The organism is Methylomicrobium sp. Wu6 (assembly GCF_035916875.1).
Lineage (GTDB): Bacteria > Pseudomonadota > Gammaproteobacteria > Methylococcales > Methylomonadaceae > Methylomicrobium.
The window spans coordinates 1-19,361 of record NZ_JAXUHN010000035.1 but is presented as its reverse complement, the minus strand read 5'-3'; the positions used below and the strand labels follow the sequence as shown (position 1 = coordinate 19,361).

Annotated in this window: 13 protein-coding genes; 4 read left to right on the top strand and 9 right to left on the bottom strand. The window is 56.8% G+C overall.

From position 1 onward, the window contains the following. From U2W12_RS02220 to U2W12_RS02210, 3 genes are all read right to left on the bottom strand, one after another. The gene (locus U2W12_RS02220; protein ID WP_326499041.1) at nt 1-1,275 is read right to left on the bottom strand and encodes an MdtA/MuxA family multidrug efflux RND transporter periplasmic adaptor subunit; all 1,275 of its coding nucleotides are present in this window, start codon (nt 1,273-1,275) and stop codon (nt 1-3) included. A gap of 3 nt (nt 1,276-1,278) precedes the next feature. Next, entirely contained in the window at nt 1,279-1,923 is a 645-nt protein-coding gene (locus U2W12_RS02215; protein WP_326499040.1) for a CerR family C-terminal domain-containing protein, read from the bottom strand. A gap of 331 nt (nt 1,924-2,254) precedes the next feature. Then, the gene (locus U2W12_RS02210; protein WP_326499039.1) at nt 2,255-3,730 is read right to left on the bottom strand and encodes an MBL fold metallo-hydrolase; all 1,476 of its coding nucleotides are present in this window, start codon (nt 3,728-3,730) and stop codon (nt 2,255-2,257) included. A gap of 11 nt (nt 3,731-3,741) precedes the next feature. On the opposite strand from U2W12_RS02210, the gene U2W12_RS02205 reads away from it, so the two are divergent. Further along, a complete protein-coding gene (locus U2W12_RS02205; protein ID WP_326499038.1) occupies nt 3,742-3,867 on the top strand; it encodes a hypothetical protein in 126 nt (41 codons plus the stop codon). A 262-nt stretch (nt 3,868-4,129) separates the two neighbouring features. Here the strand turns inward: U2W12_RS02205 and U2W12_RS02200 are convergent, their stop codons facing one another. The 4 genes from U2W12_RS02200 to U2W12_RS02185 all read right to left on the bottom strand — a co-directional run bounded on the left by U2W12_RS02200 (nt 4,130) and on the right by U2W12_RS02185 (nt 11,039). Then, nucleotides 4,130-5,122: a DUF2971 domain-containing protein gene (locus U2W12_RS02200; RefSeq protein WP_326499037.1), complete on the bottom strand. Its 993-nt coding sequence runs from the start codon at nt 5,120-5,122 to the stop codon at nt 4,130-4,132. A gap of 192 nt (nt 5,123-5,314) precedes the next feature. After that, complete coding sequence (locus U2W12_RS02195) at nt 5,315-6,520, bottom strand: efflux RND transporter periplasmic adaptor subunit (RefSeq protein WP_326499036.1); 1,206 nt, start codon at nt 6,518-6,520, stop codon at nt 5,315-5,317. 177 nt (nt 6,521-6,697) lie between these two features. Continuing rightward, nucleotides 6,698-9,868, bottom strand: a complete 3,171-nt coding sequence (locus U2W12_RS02190; protein WP_326499035.1) for an efflux RND transporter permease subunit — start codon at nt 9,866-9,868, stop codon at nt 6,698-6,700. Nucleotides 9,869-10,346: 478 nt separating this feature from the next. Next, complete coding sequence (locus tag U2W12_RS02185; protein WP_326499034.1) at nt 10,347-11,039, bottom strand: lectin; 693 nt, start codon at nt 11,037-11,039, stop codon at nt 10,347-10,349. Nucleotides 11,040-11,656: 617 nt separating this feature from the next. Between U2W12_RS02185 and U2W12_RS02180 the strand changes: the two genes are divergently transcribed. The 3 genes from U2W12_RS02180 to U2W12_RS02170 are packed head-to-tail and all read left to right on the top strand — an operon-like array spanning nt 11,657 to nt 15,466. Further along, nucleotides 11,657-12,130: a (2Fe-2S)-binding protein gene (locus tag U2W12_RS02180; protein ID WP_326499033.1), complete on the top strand. Its 474-nt coding sequence runs from the start codon at nt 11,657-11,659 to the stop codon at nt 12,128-12,130. Further along, nucleotides 12,127-14,379 (top strand): molybdopterin cofactor-binding domain-containing protein, encoded by a 2,253-nt coding sequence (locus U2W12_RS02175; protein WP_326499032.1) that lies wholly within the window; start codon nt 12,127-12,129, stop codon nt 14,377-14,379. Before U2W12_RS02180 ends, U2W12_RS02175 begins: the two co-directional genes overlap by 4 nt. 1 nt (nt 14,380) lies before the next feature. Then, nucleotides 14,381-15,466: an XdhC family protein gene (locus U2W12_RS02170; protein WP_326499031.1), complete on the top strand. Its 1,086-nt coding sequence runs from the start codon at nt 14,381-14,383 to the stop codon at nt 15,464-15,466. Between the two features lie 90 nt (nt 15,467-15,556). Here the strand turns inward: U2W12_RS02170 and U2W12_RS02165 are convergent, their stop codons facing one another. Both U2W12_RS02165 and U2W12_RS02160 read right to left on the bottom strand, forming a co-directional pair. Beyond that, a complete protein-coding gene (locus tag U2W12_RS02165; RefSeq protein WP_326499030.1) occupies nt 15,557-18,262 on the bottom strand; it encodes a TonB-dependent receptor in 2,706 nt (901 codons plus the stop codon). A 347-nt stretch (nt 18,263-18,609) separates the two neighbouring features. After that, the gene (locus U2W12_RS02160; RefSeq protein ID WP_326499029.1) at nt 18,610-18,924 is read right to left on the bottom strand and encodes a transposase; all 315 of its coding nucleotides are present in this window, start codon (nt 18,922-18,924) and stop codon (nt 18,610-18,612) included. Nucleotides 18,925-19,361: the final 437 nt, after the last annotated feature.

Here is a 19,361-nt window from a genome sequence, read left to right as displayed (position 1 = left end):
TCAGCTGTGTTGCTCGCGTTTACCGGGCTGAACTGGTGTTTTTAGCAGCGACTCCTGACTCGCGGCGACCGCCTGGCCGTCCCTTTCGGCGATGTCGGCCTTGCCGCCGTCGCGGAGGCGATCGAAGCCTTGCACCACGACCGCTTCATGGGCTTTTAGATTACTCAATACCGCGACCTTGTCGGCGGCGCTCGGGCCCAGCGTGACGCGGCGCTGCTGCACGCCGGCATCCGGGCCGACCACATACACGAATGCGCCCTGGCTGTCGTATTGCACCGCGGCGCTGGATACCTGCACCGCATCATGCAGGGTTTCCAGCAGCATCTTGGTATTCACAAATTGGTTCGCGAACAGGGTTCCTTCGCTGTTGTCGAATTGCGCCTTCAGCTTCAGGGTGCCGGTACCCGGATCGATCTGATTGTCGATCGCCAGCAATTTGCCGACGGCGAGCCGGGCCTTGCCGGCGCGGTCATAGGCTTCGACGGGGATCGTCTGGTTCGAACGCAGGCGCTGGACCAACGGCTGCACCTTGTCTTCCGGCAAGGTGAAGACTACGTTGATCGGCTGCAGTTGCGTAATCACCACCAGGCCGTTGGCATCGCCGGCCCTGACCTGATTGCCCTGATCGATCTGCCGAAGGCCTGCGCGTCCGGAGATTGGCGAGGTCAATTTGGCGTAACCGAGCTGCAATTTGGCGTTGTTGACCTGAGCTTGGTCCATTTCGACGCTGCCGCGGTATTGCTTGACCTGGCTTTCCTGGGCCATCACCTGCTGGGCCGCGATCGAATCCTGGGTAAGTAGCGTCCGGTAACGCGCGTGATCGAGTTCGGCGTTTTTCAGCAGAGCTTCATCGCGCAGCAACTGGCCTTCGGCCTGCTGCAACTGTACCTGAAACGGACGCGGATCGATTTCGGCCAAGAGATCGCCTTGCTTGACCATCTGGCCTTCGCTGAAGACGACGCGTACCAGTTCGCCGTCGACCCGGGGCCGGACCGTGACCGTGCGCAGGGCCGTCACCGTGCCCAAACCGTTCAGATACACCGGGAAATCGGCTTGCGTGACCGTTTCGACCGACACCGCCGGCACGCCGTCGCCGCCGCGCTTGGGCTTGCCGGCGCCGCTTTCGGGTGTGGCCGCCTCGCTCTCCGCGCTGTGCCCGGCATAAAAGCCGGCGGCCGTCAGCGCGATCGTCAACAGGGTGGCGGGAAAAATAAAACGCCGCAAGCGGCTGCCGGGCGGCGATAACAGCGGCTCATCGAGGGTGTTCATGGGCATCGGTTAGTTGTGAGTGTGGGTGCGAATGGCTTCGATGCCGGCCAGTGAAAATTGCACGACATGGTCGGCATAGGCCTTGATGTCGCTCAAGTCAGCAGGAGGATCAGGCTGGAGGCGAACGTGCTGTATCTGTTTCAAGCGCAATAATTGAAAGCACTGGCCCATGATGCTGTCATGGCAATATTGCAAATGGCGGTCGTCGGCGGCCTGACCCAGACACTCCCGCAGCAGGCCGAACAGCTGCCGGCGCTGCGGATCGATTTCCTTTTCCAGAATGTCCGCCAGCAAACGCGTCGGACGGGCCATTTCCTTATGCATGATCGCGAACGAATAGCCGTCGCGGTCGGCGACGCGCTGAATCAGCGAGTATATCCGTCCGGCCAGGCGTTGTTCCGGCGCGGCATCGCCGGCGACGCCGCCGTCGGGCGGATGCCGGGTCAATTCGTGAGTGAAGGCGAAACGCCAGGATTCGAGATACAGGGTCTCCTTGTCGCGGAAGTGGTAATTGACCGAAGCGATGTTGGTTTGAGCCTGTTCGCAGATTTCCGCGATCGTCGCTTCCTGGAAGCCTTTCTCCGCAAAGATGCGGCAGGCGGCGGTCAAGAGTCGGTTGCGTGTGCGCTCCGATTTTTTTTTCAGATCAGTCATGCGGGTTGAATAGAGTAATAGAACTTGAGCCAGTTAATTGAAATTTAAAATTCAAATATGCTTTTGACTAAGCAGGCTTCGTGCCATCTATTAAACTTTTGTTTTTGATTGGTTTTTAATCTAATTGCGTGCGGAAGGCTGCTGTCGGGGCAGCAGCGGCTGTCGGAGAGGTGTTGTCTGGGCAACAGTTTGCCAAAATAAGTGTTTGGAATGTAATGTGGGTTCCCTCGCCGGTCGGGTTTTGCAAACCCGGCCGTTACGTTTGATATCCTTTGCCATCGCTCAAGGCACGAAACGTAAGCAATGGGGTTGCAAACCCCGTCGCGCTCTCCTATCTGGAACTGGTTTGCAAGCCGATCGCGGCGCGCAAATTGGCCAGCGTGGCGATGCGTGGTCCGTGCAGGGCGGCGATCCGTTCGACATCCAGATTCAATTTGCGGATGTTGTCGAACAGGTTGACCGAATACGGATTCGGCGATGACGGCGGCGGCACGTTCGCTGTGGTGGGGGTATAGGCGTCGGCCTCGATCAGGATTTTTTCCTTGGGCAGATAGACCGCCGCGAAAGCATCGTTATGGCTATTGCCGGCAAGGGTATGAATTTCGATTTTGCGTTTCCCGTCCGACAACACGTGCTTGCCGTTAAAGCTTTCGAATTGGGCCGGCTTGTTCGATCTCGCCAGGCGGTCGGGATTCAGCGTATGCGGCGCTGCCCAGACCGTTTCGTAATAAGCCTGATTCGGTTGTGGCGTCACGATCGTAGCGCCTGCATCCACGAAGGTGCGGAGGCCTCCGGAATGATCGAAATGGGCATGGGTGTTGATCAGGTATTTGATCGGCTTGTTCGGAATCACTTCCTGCAATTTGGCGATCAGCGCCAGCGAGCGTGCTTCGTTCTGCGGCGCTTCGACCAGCACGATGTGGTCTTTCTGGGCGATCGCGACGCTATGGTGGGTGCCTCCGGTCAGATAGTACACGCCGTCGGCGAGCTTGTTCACGGCGACCTTGACGGAAGGCGCCTTGGCGGCTTCCTGAGGTATCGCAATATTGACGGCCGGATTGACCTTGACTGCTGCCACGTCGATGTCCAGCACAGGGTGGCCGCCTTGACTACGGGCGATATGGCCCGGAAACTGGATGCCGCCGAAATCCTTGTAATGGCTGTAACGGGTCTCGACCAGGGTATCGCCGAGCACCGGATTGTCTATCCAGGTTTGCACTTTCTCCAGTTGGTGCTGGCCGTTGATGAAACCGACATAGCGGTATTTGCCGCCGGTGGTGAAGGAGACCTCGGTGCCGCCGTTGACGGTCTGCTGCTGGGCGTGGTTTTGCAGCGCTGCTTTGAAAAAGCCTTGCGGACTGGCCCAGATTTCGGCCGCGCGCTCTTCAACGGCGGCCGGTTGCGCGGTGATGGTCGGCGCCGGATTGGGCGCGTTCGCGGCGGGTGGCGTCACATTCCAGGCCGTAGCGCCGCTGATGTATTGATCGATCTTTTGCAGGGTCGGAGCCGGACGCTGGCGGCCGGGTTCGATGATTTGCTTGCGGCTGATCTCTAACTTCGCGCTGGCGGTCTGATAATCGATGTCGGCGCTGTAGTTCTGGACCTCGAACGGCGGCCACGGCAAGCCGGGGTTAGGCGCCTGGCCGAATTGGTACCAGCGGCCGGTGCCGGAAAATTCGATCGATTTGATCGCATCGGAGCCGGCGGCTGCGCTGGCCAGATCGAGGTGTTGGGCCTGCTGCGTGCCGCAGCCGGCCGCGGCCAGTGCCGCCGTCAGGGCGGCGACCGCGTAAAATGATTTGGACATGGAATCTCCTGATGGGGTTTAAGGAAGAAGGAAAAATTGAAAATGAAAACACTTCTGTAGCAAGACTCATACCAGAAGACAATGGTTGCCGAGTGCCTTATGTGCTGGCCGGGATGCTAGATGCGTTAAGACGCTAACGGCGAACGATTGATGAATTGTCAGCAGAAGCTGTTGGGCGGTTGCTTCTGTAGAGACAGCAATAGAGGTGATTTACGGAAATGAATTTAGCTGTAAAAATCTGAACTTGATCTGACAGCTTCCAAAATAAGTCTCGACGGAATCTTACATCGAATGTTCGAGTTCGACCCTTAGCAGCCACTGAATGAGTCTACATGTTTTTTTCAAAGCGGACAAAGAGTGGTCTGTTGAGAAAAGCACTAGTGACTTGACACATATTTCCTATCTGCCTAAGAACGGAATATCTGAAACACTGACCCTTGCTTCAATCTCCAACTTATCAAGCATCATTTGCACGGACTTTTGCCGCTTCAACTTATCAGGATGCGGGCCGACAACAATATGTTTGATAGGCAGCTTTTGATCGTATTCAGGGATGCCATCAAAAAGAGAAATGTAGGGAACAAGAACCCCTGCATATGGACGGAACAATACCGATTTATTTGACGGAAATACTTCAAGCTTCCCCGCCGCTTCGATCATATTTTTTGGAAACTGGACGGCTACTATTCTTACTTCGCGCTCCTCTTTAAATCCATGATGCTTGTGTCGAATCGCCAGCATGATGGTTGGTTCAGCCAATTCAACCGCCCTTTTTTCAAAATCGCCTTCAACTATGATTTTAGAGATAATTTCTTTAACTTTATGCTCCCATTCAATCGTTTCTATATGCCTGTCTGTATTATTTTCCCAGTCATCGCAATGATAGTCGACGTCACTAAAGTTCAAGAAGGGATATGTATATTGCGCCTGTTCCTTTTCCAGAAGATTATTCAAACCTTTGGTATCAAAAATGATGGCATAACCACCATCATGCCCATATCCTCGCCATTGGCTTAGAAGACCATCTTTTAAATCTGTATCAGGGGTCGAATAACAAAAGGATGTAACGTAGACATTTAATTTTAAGGTTACATTTGTCATTGACTCATGTAATGCTTGAAACAAAATGTTTCTGATATTTTTAGCGTCACCTGCTTCCTTAAGCATTTCCTGATAACGAGGTAAATGAGCAATTTTGCTACTGCCTTCGTCTATCCCTGCGTAAAGAAGGGAAGGTAATTTACGTTCAAAAAAACCTCGAAGTTCCTCATCATCGTTTAGATAGCGAAAATCTGTTGCCCAAAGCTGTTGGCTTTTAAGGATACCGTCAAGTCCTGCGGCTGTCGTGTAATGCCATAACATTGGGTACGCATCAATAATTGGAACTGGCATCAGAATCTCTTTTTATATGTGAATTTCATAGTTTTTTCAGGCAAGAACCATAGTATACTCGGATTGCCATGGCCCAAAGGTCTGCTTTTATCTATGCCAAATCAATAAATAATCTCAATTATATGACCGGTTTTGGCCGATAAGAGATGCTCGTTCCCACGCGGCGCGTGGGAACCAGAATACTCTAAGTTCTCACGACCTGGACGCCAGCTTCTCGTTTGGTTTGCCATCGGCCTCCACGACGCTGACCGTCTCGCCCTGGGTCAACAGGTCCGAAGGGCTGGCGACCAACACGTCATTCGCGGCGATGCCTTCCAGAATCTCGACTTCTCGGCCGAAATCTCGGCCTATTTTTACCGGGCGCAGGTCGATCCTGCCTTGGCCATCGACGATGACCGTGTGCGTGCCGTCCTTGTCCATCACCAGCGCATTGGCCGGCACCAGCAGTGGGCTAGTCTTCTGCGCGATGTCGATCGCGATTTCGACATAGGCGCCCGGCAGCAATTGGCCGGCGTGATTCGGCAGGCTGATCTCGGCTTGCCGGGAGCGGGTGACAGGATCGAGAGCGCCTGCGACATGGTCGATGCGGGCGCTGATGGCCTGTCCTTGCGTTCCGAGCGGACGCACCGACGCGGTCTGGCCGGCCTCGATGTCGTCGGCATAGGCCTGCGGCACCCAGACGCTCAGGCGTAGCGGGTCGGTCTGGGTCAGCGCGAACAATTCCTGGGTGCCGGCGCCGATCAGGCTGCCGACATCGACCGCGCGGCGGGTAATCACGCCGTCGAACGGTGCGACAACGCGGCGGTAATTTTCGATGTTTTCCAGGCGTCTGACATTCGCCGCGGCGGCGGCCAGGTCGGCTTCCGCCTGCAGGAAGGCGGCGCGTTTCTCGTCGACCTCCTGCTTCGGCGCGCCGTCGGTCTCGCTCAACTGCTTCCAGCGTTCCCATGTCGAGCGCGTCAGCTCCAGGCGGGCCTTGACCTGAGCCTGCGCAGCCCGGCCCTGCGCCAGTTCGTGTTCCAGTTCCGGCACGTCGATCTCGGCCAGCAGATCGCCCTGTTTGACCTTATCGCCGATGTTCTTGTGCCAGGCTTTCAGGTAACCGTTGGTGCGCGCGAAAACCTGGGTTTCGGTATAGCCTTTCAGGCTAGCCGGCAATACCAGTTTGCGCAAGGCCTCGCCGGGACGTGGATGCACCGCGATCACGCTGCGTTGCAGGCTGTCGGCGGTGTGTCGAGCCAGGCTTTCCGCCGCGCTCTGATTCACCGCGTAGCGAAAGACGCCGGCGCCGAGCAGCAGCAACAGGAGTGCCGATCCGGCTTTGCCGGCGATGTTCAGGGTGCGCCGGGGATTGGCCGTGGGCGGCAGGGCGAATGCGGGCGAAAGTTGACTAGACATATGATATTTCCTGGTGGGTGATTTTGATGGGTTCGCCGGACGGGGCATATTGCCCCGTCCGCAAGGTTTTACCGATGTTTCAAACTATCGGCATCGTCAAAACGATGGGGACGGAGTTAAAACTCCGTCCCGCTTTCTGTTTACTGCATGCTTCGTGGATGTGCTGGTGTCATAAGGTTAAATGGGTATGTGTTTCGGATGGACAGATTGCAGCCATTGATGCATCGCGACGAAAACGATCGGCACGAACAGCAGCGTCGAGGCGGTCGCAAAGGTCAGGCCGCCGATCACAGCCCGGCCCAGGGGCGCATTCTGCTCGGCGCCTTCGCCCCAGCCGATCGCCATCGGCAGCATGCCGACGATCATCGCGAAGGCGGTCATCAGCACCGGCCGCAGCCGGGTCGCGGCGGCTTCCAGGGCGGCCGTCGTCGTCGGCACCCCGGCGCTCAGCCGGCTGCGGGCGAACGACACCAGCAGGATGCTATTGGCGGTCACTACCCCCATCGCCATGATGCTGCCGGTCAAGGCCGGTATGCTCAGCGTCGTGCCGGTCAGGTATAAAGTCCAGGCGATGCCGGCCAGGGCCGCCGGCAAGGCGCTGATAATGATCAGCGGGTCGAGCCAGGACTGGAAGTTAACGACCAGCAACAGATACAGCAGAACGATAGCGACCGCGAGACCGGAGGCCAGGCCGATGAAGGAGCCGTTCAGCGTTTCGATCTGGCCGCGCACCGTCAATTCGACGCCGCGTGGCAGGGCGGCGCGGCTTTCTTCGATCAGTTTGTCGATGTCGTTGCTGATCGAGCCGAGGTCGCGTCCCTCGACGCTGGCGTAGATATTGAAGACATTGTTCGAGTTGTAATGGGTCACCATGGCCGGCAGTTGCGAGCGTTTCAGTTTGACCAGATTGCCGAGCAGTTGCGGCTGGCCGTCGCTGCCGCCGCCGACCGGGGTGCGCAGCAGAGCGTCCAGGCTGTCCAGCGTCAAGGGATTGCCCATCACGCCGATGTTGACGGTGTTGCCGTTGTTCGGATTCAACCAGTAGGAGGGCGCGGTCTGCATACTGCCGCTCAGGGTCAGCAGCAGGTTTTGCGCCACGTCACGCGGCGACAGGCCGAGCTGTTGCAGTTGCTGGCGGTTCATTTCCAAATCGAGGGCTGGGCGGTTCATGCGCTGGTAAACATGCGCATCGACGATGCCGGGGATTTGGCGCAGCCGGTTCTGAAACATCCGCACCTGCGGTATCACGTCGTCAGGCTTGCCGCCGATGAACTGCACGTCGATCGGCGCCGGCACGCCGAAGTTCAGCGTCTGGCTGACCTGGTCGGCCGGCTGGAAGAAGAATTCCAGAGCGGGGAAGCGGCGCGGCAACTTCGCGCGCAGAGCCTTGATGTAGTCGGCGCTGGGCGCATGCCGGCCCGGCGTCAGTGAAATCATGATCTCGGTGTCGGCGGTCTCGACGGTGCCGGAGTTGCCGAACAGCGTGTTACGGGTGCTGTACGGGCCGCCGATGATGTCCAGCATGTCGCTGAGTTCCTGGCTCGGGATACTTTTGCGGATGAAGGCCTCCACCGCGTCGATTTGCTGCGGCATCTCCTCGATCCGGGTGCCCGATGCCGCGCGCACGTGCAGCCTGATCTGGCCGGCATCCACCGCCGGAAACAGGTCCCGGCCCAATAGCGGCGTAAGGCCCAGAGACAACAGGCAGAAGCCCAGAGTCGCCGTGCCGTAACGCCGCCTATGGTTCAGCAGGTGGCTGGACAGCACCACGTAATGGCCGCGGAAGATTTCGAAACCGTGCTCGAAGGCATGGTGCAGACTCTTGAAAGCGCGCGCCAGCGCATTGCCCGGCTGCACGTCCAGGCGGCCGTGATGGCCTGCCATCACATACATCACCAGGGTCGGCACCAGCGTGCGCGACAGGATATAGGACGCCAGCATCGCGAACACCACCGCCTCGGCCATCGGCACGAACAGGCTGCGCGCGACGCCGGTCAGGAAGAACATCGGCACGAACACAATGCAGATACACAGGGTCGAGACGAAGGCCGGCATCGCGATTTCGGCGGCGCCGTCCAGAATCGCCTGCTGCGGATTTTTGCCCAGCAGCATCTGCCGTTCGATGTTCTCGATCTCGACGGTAGCGTCGTCGACCAGGATGCCGACCGCCAGCGCCAGCCCGCCCATCGTCATCAGGTTGATCGTTTCGCCGATCAGATACAGCGCGATCAACGAACACATGATCGCCAGCGGAATCGAGACCGCGATGATGCAGGTGGTGCGCCAGTTGCCGAGAAATAGCAGCAGCATCGCGGCGGTCAGCGCGGCGGCGATCAGCGCCTCGTGCAGTACGTTGCCGATCGCCGCCTTCACGAACAGCGACTGGTCGAACATCAGTCGCATGTTGATGCCTTCCGGCATCAGCTCCAGCATCTTCGGAATCGACTGGCGGACGTGCTCGACCACGTCCAGCGTGGAAACATTGCCGATCTTGAAAATCGAGTTCAGGATGCCGCGCTCGCCGTTCTGGCGGGCGATCGTCGTGGTCGGCGCGGGGCCGTCGCGGACGATCGCGACATCGCGGATCAGGGTCGTCGCGCCGTGATCGGTACGCACCGGAAGCTCGCCGAGACGTGGAATCGCCGCGATTGCGCCGTTCAATGTCACGTCGTATTCGGTCGAGCCGATCTTGATCGTGCCGGTCGGCAGGATCAGGTTCTGCTCGGCCAGCGCATCCGACAAGTCGGTCGGCGTTAGCCCGCGAGCCAGCAGGGCCGGCACGTCGGTATCGACGGTGATTTGCCGGCTCTTCGAGCCGAACGGATTGGTCACCGCAACGCCGCGTTTGGATTGCAACTCGGTACGGACGATGTTGTTGGTCAGATCGTTTACCTCGGTTTCCGGCACCGTGCTGCTCGAAATGCCGAGCTGCACCAAGGGCAGGTCTGAGGCCGAATACTGGATCACCTGCGGCGGCGCGACATTGGTCGGCAACGAGCGATAGACCGAGTTGCTGCTGGACATCACCTGCGCGATCGCGGTCCGGATGTCGTTGTCCGGATGGAAGAACACCTTGATTACCGCCGCGCCGGCGTAAGACAGCGACTCGCTGTGCTCGATGCCGTCGATCAGGCTCATCGACCGCTCGACCGAGCCGGTCAGCCGCTCGGCGATTTCTTTCGCGGGCATACCGTTGTATTGCCACAGCATCGCGACGACCGGAATGTCGATGGCCGGAAAAATGTCGGTCGGCATCTTGCGCAAGACATAAGGCGTGGACAAAAGAATCAGCAGGGCCGCCACCACGAAGGTATAGGGGCGGCGGAGGGCAATTTGAACGATCCACATGAAGAGGGCTTGAACGATCCGTTGTGATTGAGCCTGAGTTGAAAAAGCTTGTATCTTAATATACGCAAATTACATACCAAGCTGGGGATTGGGCCTTATTGTCTGTCGTTTGGCGGTTATTTGGCGCAGGTGAAGGCTATCGAAGGATCGATCTTGTTGAAAAATCAGCAGACCGGAAGCATAAGCTGCCTATAAATCAGCAGTAGGTCGGGCATGCTTTTTATGCCCGACTTTTTCAAGCTTAAAAATAGTGATGCCCTTAGCAAGATAGGATGGGCTGAGGTACGAAGCCCATCAATCGCGAACGATGCGCTTCACTTCGTTCAGCACATCTACAGTCCTGCGTTCCCGGCTCTTGTCGCTCATGCAGCCCGAATGCCGGAACCGATTGAGATGCCAAAAGCTGAGCCTAATAATGGCACTGGCATTTCACGACTTCAAAAAGTCGGGCATGAAAAATATGCTCGATCTACGAGGATCAGTCAGCCGCAAAGCAATAGAAGTAGCCGGCGCCGCCGGTGCTGACCAGGTTGGCCTGGCTGCAGCCTTTACTGTCATGAGTCGAGTTCCAGGACACGTTGCCGCCCGTCGCTCCCCGGTTAGTGCGGTCGGAGTGACCGACCCGGACGGTGCCTTCGCCGTTGCTCGTATAGTTCTTGCAGGTATGGTCGGCCGCATCGGTGTAAGCCCTGCCGTCGGGCTTCGAGCCGGTGATGATGTCATGCTGGTTGGGAGTTTCGCCCACGCCCTGGATCGGCTCGCCCTTTTCGGTCAGCGTCGTCCGCCGGTGCACGTTGTTGCCTAGCTGGCCGAGTTCCACCGTGTCGCCGTGCAGGTGGGCTATGTCGTTGGCCACGATGGCGCCGTTGGCATTGGCCCAGGGCCCCTTGCCGATACGGTCGCGGGCGTTGACGGCGGGCTGGTCGCCGTCAGCCTGCGTGCTCAAATAGGCGCGCCAGTTCCGGTTGCCGGCGCCGACAGCGCCGGCCAGTTTCTGGCAATGGGCGTCGGCACCCGCCAGTCCGCCCAGGTCCGCGCCCTTGCCGATGCCGCTGCTGGTTACGAAAAAGCCCAACGGAGGCTTGGGGGCTTCTTTAGGAGGTTGTTCTGCGCAGGATACGTTGGCGGTCAGAACGATCAGGCCGGCAAGAAAGCTACTTTTTTTATTCATTTTTTTCTTATCGTATGGTTAAACAAAAAAGGATTTGAGGAGCAGGGCTCCAGCCATAATGGTCAGCATTAATCGTGCCGAATAAAATCGTGGGGGAATCATGAGGTTGAAGAGAATTGCTGATCGCTGGATGTTGTCCTGAAAACAGCGTCTGCTGGCGGCCTGTTTTCATGGCAACATAAGGGGGCGACCGCGAAGAAGTAATGCAGGTTGGACAATGGCTTCATGAGTTGCCTTGCTTCCTCTGCCGGACGGGTTTTGCAAACCCGTCCAGACGGTTTCAAGCGACTTAAAAGCCACTACAAACCTTTGGGACGGGATGTATATCCCGTCCCGCTCGTGTGATGGGCTAGCAAGTCGCCTAGATGCAGCATAGTGGAATCCGGGGCATTCTGATGAGGTTGTTGAAAAATCAACAGCCGGTGAGCAGGCGATGTTTGTAAGGCAACAGCTTGCCGATATCGACAGTGCTTTTTTACTCCTCGTTTAACCGAATCAATCGGCTTTACCGGTACCAACGCTATCCGGTACAAATTCTGCATAACTTTCCGAGGTTCATAAGTCATGCTCAACGCAAAACGAGCCAGGAATTTTCGCCTCAGGAGTCATATCGCATCATGAGTCAATACACACTCAACGTAAACAACGTACCGAAAACGGTAGACGTCGCCGACGACACGCCCCTGTTGTGGGTATTGCGGGATCATCTGCATCTGGTCGGCACCAAATTCGGCTGCGGCATCGGCCAGTGCGGGGCCTGTACCGTGCATCTGGACGGGGTGCCGACGCGGGCCTGCCAGATCCCGGTTTCCAGCGTCGGAAAAAACAAGATCATCACGATCGAAGGCTTGTCCAAGCATGGCGACCATCCCCTGCAACAAGCCTGGCAGGAACTCGACGTGCCGCAGTGCGGCTATTGTCAGGCCGGTCAGATCATGACCGCCGTGGCGCTGCTGAAAAAATCGCCGCAGCCGTCCGATCAGGAAATCGATGCGGCGCTGGAAGGCAACCTTTGCCGCTGCGGGACGTATCTCAGGATTCGCGCGGGCATTCACCGCGCCGCCGAAATCGCGGCCGGGAGGAACGCATGAGTGCGAATGCGCCGAAAAATCCATCTCGCCGCGACTTTCTGCGCACCTCCGCATTGGCCGGAGGCGGCCTGGTGCTGGGGTTTTATGTCAATGCGGCGGATAGCGCCGCGAAACGGGTCGCCAAGCCTTCCAGGGCACAGGCCTTGGCCGAGTTCAAGCCCAATGCGTTCATCCGTATCGCGCCGAACGGCACGGTCACGCTGGTCAGCAAGCAGCCGGAGATCGGCCAGGGCATCAAGACCTCGCTGCCGATGGTGATCGCCGAGGAACTGGAAGTGGACTGGAAGGACGTGGTGATCGTGCAGGGCGATCTCGACCCGATCTACGGCAGCCAAAGCGCCGGCGGTTCGCGCTCGACGCCGACCAATTACGAGGAATTCCATCGTCTCGGCGCGACCGCGCGCACGATGCTGATCCAGGCCGCGGCGCTGACCTGGAAGCTTCCTGCCGATCAACTGCTGGCCAAGGACAGCGCCGTGCATCATCCGGCCACTGGGCGTAGCCTCGGTTACGGCAAGCTGGCCGCCAAGGCCGCGACCTTGCCGGTTCCGGCCGCGGGCGAAGTGCGCCTGAAGGACCCGCGTGATTTCAAGCTGCTGGGTACGCGTATCGGCGGCGTCGACAATCCCGCCGTCGTCACCGGCAAGCCCTTGTTCGGCATCGACGTGAGCCTGCCCGGCTTGCTCTATGCGACCTACGTCAAGTCGCCGGTTTTCGCCGGCAAGGTCGTCAGCGCAAACCTCGACGAAGTCAAGGCCTTGCCCGGCGTGCGCGCCGTATTCGTGATCGAGGGCACCAGCAACCTGAAAGGCCTGCTGCCCGGCGTCGCGATCGTCGCCGATTCGACCTGGGCCGCCTTCAGTGCGCGTAAACGCCTGAAAGTCGTCTGGGACGAAGGCAAGACCGCGGCGGAAAGTTGGAAGGGCTTCGCGGCCAAGGCCGATGCCTTGGCGAAACAGCCGGGCGGCGAGGTGCTGCGCAATGACGGCAACGTGGCCAGCGCCCTGGATAAATCCGCGAAGACGGTCGAGGCAGCCTACAGCTACCCCTTCATCTCGCATGCGAGCATCGAGCCGCAGAACGCGACCGCCTGGTATAAAGACGGCGCCGTCGAAATCTGGGCGCCGACCCAGAACCCCGAGGCCGGCCAGAAGATCGTGACCGAAGTGCTCGGCATCCCGAAGGAAAAAATCACCCTGCACATCACTCGCAGTGGCGGCGGTTTCGGCCGACGGCTGATTCCCGACTATCTGATCGAGGCGGTGGCGATCTCCCAGCGGCTCAAGGGGCCTGTCAAGCTGACCTGGACGCGCGAGGACGACCTGCAACACGACCAGTACCGCGCCGGCGGGTTTCACTTCTTGCGCGGCGGCGTGGACACGAGTGGCAAGCTGATCGCCTGGCATGATCATTTCGTGACCTTTGAGCACATCGTGTTCAAGGACGGCCAGCCGAAGCTGGAAGTGGGCAGCGGCGCCAATCTGTCCGGCGACGAGTTTCCAGGGCGTTGGGTCGAAAACTGCCGGATCGAGCAAACGCCGCTCGCATGCGGCATTCCGATGGGGCCGTGGCGGGCGCCGCGCAGCAATGTCTTGGCCTGGGTGTTCCACAGCTTCATCGACGAACTGGCGCATGCGGCCGGCCGCGACCCCTTGGCGTTCCGGCTCGAAATCCTCGGCGACAAGGGCTTTCTTCCGGGCACCGGCGAGCAGGGCATTCCCTACGATGTAAACCGGATGAAGCATGTGCTGCAACATGTGGCCGAAAAAGCCGACTGGGGCAAGAAAACCTTTCCTCGCGGCCAGGGGCAGGGCATCGCCTTCCATTTCAGCCATCGCGGCTATATCGCGCAGGTAGCCGAGGTGAACGTGTCGAAGGACGGCAAGCTGAAGGTCGATCGCGTGGTCGTCTCGACCGACATCGGCGCGCAAATCGTGAATCTGAGCGGCGCGGAAAACCAGGTGCAGGGTTCGGTGATCGACGGCCTGGGAGCCTTGATGTTTCAGGAGCTGGATATCGACAAGGGCCGCATCGTGCAGAGCAATTTCGGCGATTATCCGATGATAAGGATCGGCGATGCGCCGACCCGAGTCGATGTGCATTTCCTGAAAACCGATTACCCGGTGACCGGTCTCGGCGAACCGGCGCTGCCGCCTTTGGCGCCGGCCGTCTGCAATGCGATCTTCGCGGCCACCGGCATCCGGGTGCGGCAGTTGCCGTTGTCCAGAACCGATTTGAGCTGGAGCTAGCATGACGAAAAACCATCATCTGCTGGCCGCTTACCGGGAGGCGTCACTGCAAACCGACTTGCTCGTGCTGGCGACCATCATAGAAACCTTCGGCTCGACCTACCAAAAAGCCGGCGCCAAAATGCTGATCGCCCCGGACGGCGAATTGACCGGCCTGCTCGGCGGCGGCTGTTTCGAACTGGACCTGATCGAGCATGCGCGGTCGGTATTCGAAACCGGTAACGCCAAGACCGTGTTTTATGACATGCGCTCGCCCGCCGATGCGATTTGGGGGCTAGGACTCGGCTGCAACGGCGCGGTGAGGATATTTTTGCAATTATTGACGGCGGAAGGCGGTTTTAGCCCGCTAAACCACATTGCCGCGGTCGATGAGGCCGAAGGTTCGGGTATTTTGGTGACCGTCATAGAGTCCTCCCACCCCGATTTTCCCATTGCCAGGAATTTGTTCCTGCCAGACTCGACCGATCGGCAAGCTGAGTCTTTTCCTGCGGCATGTGATGTGAAACCGGCATCGCAACAAAAAACGCGCCTCGAAGCGCTACGGATCGGGGATCATCTGGTCAAGGTTTTTTACGATCCGTTGCAACCACCTTCGCAATTGCTGGTGCTGGGTGCCGGAGCCGATGCGATCCCACTGGTTAAATGCGCTAAGGCCCTCGGATGGCGAGTCACCGTGGCCGATTGTCGGCCCGGCTATGTCAGTAAGGTGCGTTTTCCGCAAGCCGACGCTACGCTGCATCTGTTGCCGCAAACGCTGGAGAATCTTCCGGAATGGAATCGGTTCAGTGCTGCCGTGTTGATGACGCATAATTTCGACCATGACCGGCGTTTTCTTGCAGCGCTTGCCGGCACGTGTATTCCGTTCATCGGCCTGCTGGGTCCGGCACCGCGCCGTGAGCGCTTGTTGGAAAGTCTGGAAAACGCCGCCGAACCCCTCAACGGCCGGGTATTCGGTCCGGTCGGACTGGATATCGGCGCCGAAACGCCCGAAGAAATCGCCTTGTCCATCATGGCCGGCATCCATGCCGAGTTGAAAGGCCGTAGTGGCGGGCAATTGAGCCTGAGGGCCGCCCCCCTTGCTGCATGAATGCGGCTATCGATAATCCCTACACCGTCTCATTACGGTAGCGGGCGCTTTAAGCCGCCAGAAAGCGGTCTGTGAGGTTTCGGGAAAACCTTAAAATTTCGCAGTAAAGCCTAAGCGGAAGCTCAGTGGCTCGACGGGGTGAAAGTAGAAATCGTCAACTCCGGCATTCCTTTCACCGGGCAATCGCGATGTGTAGAAATAGGTAATGCCATCATCCTTCCGATTCAGCAGGTTGAATACTTCCGCCTGAAAGCTCAGGTTTTTAGTTACCTCATAACCGAGCATGGCTGAGACCAGCAGGGTGGCTCCCGAACGTCGGTCGCCGCTTTCGTCCAGCGCGCGCGGCCCGAAATAGCGCAGCCGGGGGCCGCCAAAAAAACCGCCGTAGACATCATGAAATGTCGTTCCGGCGGCGATCACCGTTTCTATCGAATTCGGTATGTGATTGCCGATGCCCGGTTCGGTGTTACGGAAACGCGCATGGGAGGCGCTTACATCGGCATCGAAGGTGATCCAGTCGGCGGGGGAGTAGTAGTTAGCGAATTCAAGTCCGTAGCGGCGGCTCGGGCGGCTGGCCTCGGTGGTTCCCGCGTCTCCGACAAATAACAGCTCCGAATCGATATCCAGCCACCAGAGTGACAAGGTGCTTTGTAATCCCTTCACCCAGGTGGAACGTGCACCGATTTCCGCGCCATAAGTACGTACCAGGGGAGACGCACGATCGACTGCTATGCCACTGGTCGGGTCAATGCGGGTGTTGATGCCGCGGGCATCGTTGCTGTGATAGCCTAGACCGCCGTTGAGATAAAATTCCGTTTCCGCCCAAGGACCGAAGATAATGCCGAGTTTTGGGCTTACCAAACCATCATAGCGTTCCCCGGTGTTTTGACGGATATTGCTTTGGCTGACATCGAAGCGAATGCCATCGAAGCGTACGCCGGCGCTGGTACGCAGCCAGTGATTCCATTGTGTTTTATTTTCCATATAGGGACTGATGCTGGTGACCCAGAGGGTGTCTTGACGGGTCACCGCGTATTGTCTTTGGGCGTGCGTCCTGGTTAACCCGTTTTGGATGTTGTCGTTACGTAGCTGTAAGCCAAATGTCGTTTCCGAGTCGGCAGCGCCCAATTTGTGGAACAAGGTGTGGCTGCCTTTGAAACCCGTCGTCCAGCGATCATCAGGCTGCCCAAACTGGTCGCCACAGGTATTAAAAATAACGGGATCAAATTTTTCACCCGGGGTTGAGGGTAAGCCACTACAACCTTTCGGATTATTGGATTCATTGTCATCCAAAAAGAAAGTAAAATTTGAGAACAAATTCAGTGTGGAATAGATGCCGTAAGCCATTAACTTGGTTTCACTGCGGTCGTCCTGGCGGTGCCATTCGCCCGTAAAGCTGTAACGCTGGCTATTGCCGCCGTCGGTGGGGTCAAGGGCATCAAATCGGCCAATAGTCCCCCGGTCTACCGCGCGTTTGGCGATTTGGTCGGTGGACCGCCAGTCGGAGTGAGTCGCCATGCCGGTGAGGCTCCATCCGCGATCGGCATGCTCCTGGCTATAACGCAAGAGGCCGTTAAATTTCAAATAGTCATTGCCCACGGTCCAGGGGCCGTTATTGTGCACGGTTTCTCCGGCATACAACAAATGGCCGCCGCCCAGCTTTTGAGAGCCCGCCGCCAACCCCCGGTAGTAATCAAAGCTGCCGCCGGTAAACTTGAGAAGATGTTGAGGCAGGTCTTTTAAGTAGTGGATGTTGGCGGAACCGGTACTGGAGAAATCGCCGTTTTCAGCATAATAGTTGCCTTTTTTGTATTTCAGCGTTTCTATTAACTCGGGAATGAGGAAGTTGGTATCGGTCCAACCTTGCCCATGCGAATGGGATAACTGGTTAACCGGCACGCCTTCAATCTGGGTCAGAAAATCGGTGCCATGGTCGAGGTTAAATCCCCGCAGGAAATATTGATTGGCTTTGCCTTCGCCGCTGTGCTGGGTCGCGATCAGGCCGGGGACGGTCTCCAAGACTTCGGCGGGCCGGGTTATCGGCCGATATTTAAGTTGAGCTTGCCCCACGTTGCCTTGCGAGGCACTGTCGGCAATGCCGATTTGCGAATCGGCGCGCTCCGTAACGACTATTTCATCAAGTTCTATGCTCTCTTTTTTGCGGGTTTTCGATTTAGCTTCTACGGCAGATTCATTGGCATCAGCCATGGCATTATCTTTTTCCTGGGCATGAACGCTGCTGCCAAGAAAAAAAGCAAACATTAAAACCATTAGGCGTGCAGTCAATATGCCCGCACCGTGCAACAGAAGCGTCGCCAGCATGAAGCCTAAAGCGAAGGAGACGAGACTGGCCGAAGCCGGCATTTCCTGCCCGTGCGCGTAGCCATGAAAAAAGGCGAAAAACACGACGATGAGTAAACTCACGGTTGCGCGGAAACGGATTCTTCGGACGATCAACACACCGAAAACGGCTACAGAGAGCAGAATCATCATTTCCACTCCCGGCACGTGTATGTTCATCAAACCAGCGAGGCCGCCGAGACTCATCACACCGACAAAGGCGAGCGGGAGTTGCCAGACAGCTCGCCCACTCAGTTGCGCCGCCCAAATACCTACCGCTAGCATGGTCAGGAGATGATCCCATCCGTGCAAGGGATGATTGAAGCCATTAGACCAACCGTTCATGACGATACTGCCTGTGTGAGCATGAACGAGTGCAGGCATTAAAAACAACGCCAAAAGAAACAGCAGTCTGTTTTGGTTTATTCCGAGTTTTCTTTTATTTCGACCTGACATCGGATGTTCCCTATTAACAAATAGGATACCTCATAAGTACCTATGCATATTTATCCAGCCAGAAATTTCAGGCATGCTATTGTTTTTATTACCACCTTTCACAAGGCGTTCTAAAAAATGCCGGGTTTATTTTGCACATGCACTTATTATTGGCTTAGATATTATTGGCTTAGCAGTTTTATGGCAATAAGAAGCCGCCTGGCAAAACATTAAACGCATTTTGCAAACGTTATTTTAAACATGACGATACGAATCATGGTTTCGGAGGTGGCCGTGAGGATCTCGGCATCTTTGTAGAGACGGCAAAAATTACCGATCCATGAAAAAATGCGTCCAACAACCCAACGTTACCGCAGAACCGCCCAGCCATCCTTTATTTTTTTGGGGGCATGTAAAAGCTTGTTCAATTTTTCAGTGTAGAACGTTACCGCGGTGCCGCAATAACCTGCATCGGTCAATGAGGGCCATTTATCAACCGCTCGCTCAAATGCCTCACCGGCACTTTTCGTGTCTTTGAGGTTAGCAGCATACACCATGACAAACAATAAATTGCCCAGGATGTCCACAACGATATGACGCTTGTGCCCTTTGACCTTCTTGCCACCATCGATGCCGTGCTCTTCAAAGGAGCGTATCCAAAGTTTGGGCGGGAAGTTCAGCATCAACACCCCACTGCAACAAAATGCAAAAGAACACTAATATAGATCAGTTCAAACCTGGCAAAAGCGAATTATCGGCTTGAATTAGCCTCGTTCATTGATATTAAGAAAACTGACTAAAATTCCCGCTATTTTGTAAAATGGCGGAAAGTCAGAGTCATCACGAATGTTAGCATTCGATGCATGCATGAAAAATTCCGCATAAACAATGATTTATTCATATTTATGGTCAAATTCCATGCTTCGTAATGGTAAATCTTCATCGTTGCTTAAAACAGATGCTTTTGAGCCGGCAGTCATCTTTCTAATCTGTTCTGGTTGCTTTAGGCAAGCATTTACAGGTCTAAGTGCTTCGCGAGAAGTTCGTTTGCAACCTGTGAATAGCAAATCAATGACTTAGAGAGCTCAAGAAATGCCAATGAACTTGTTGCTATTCACTT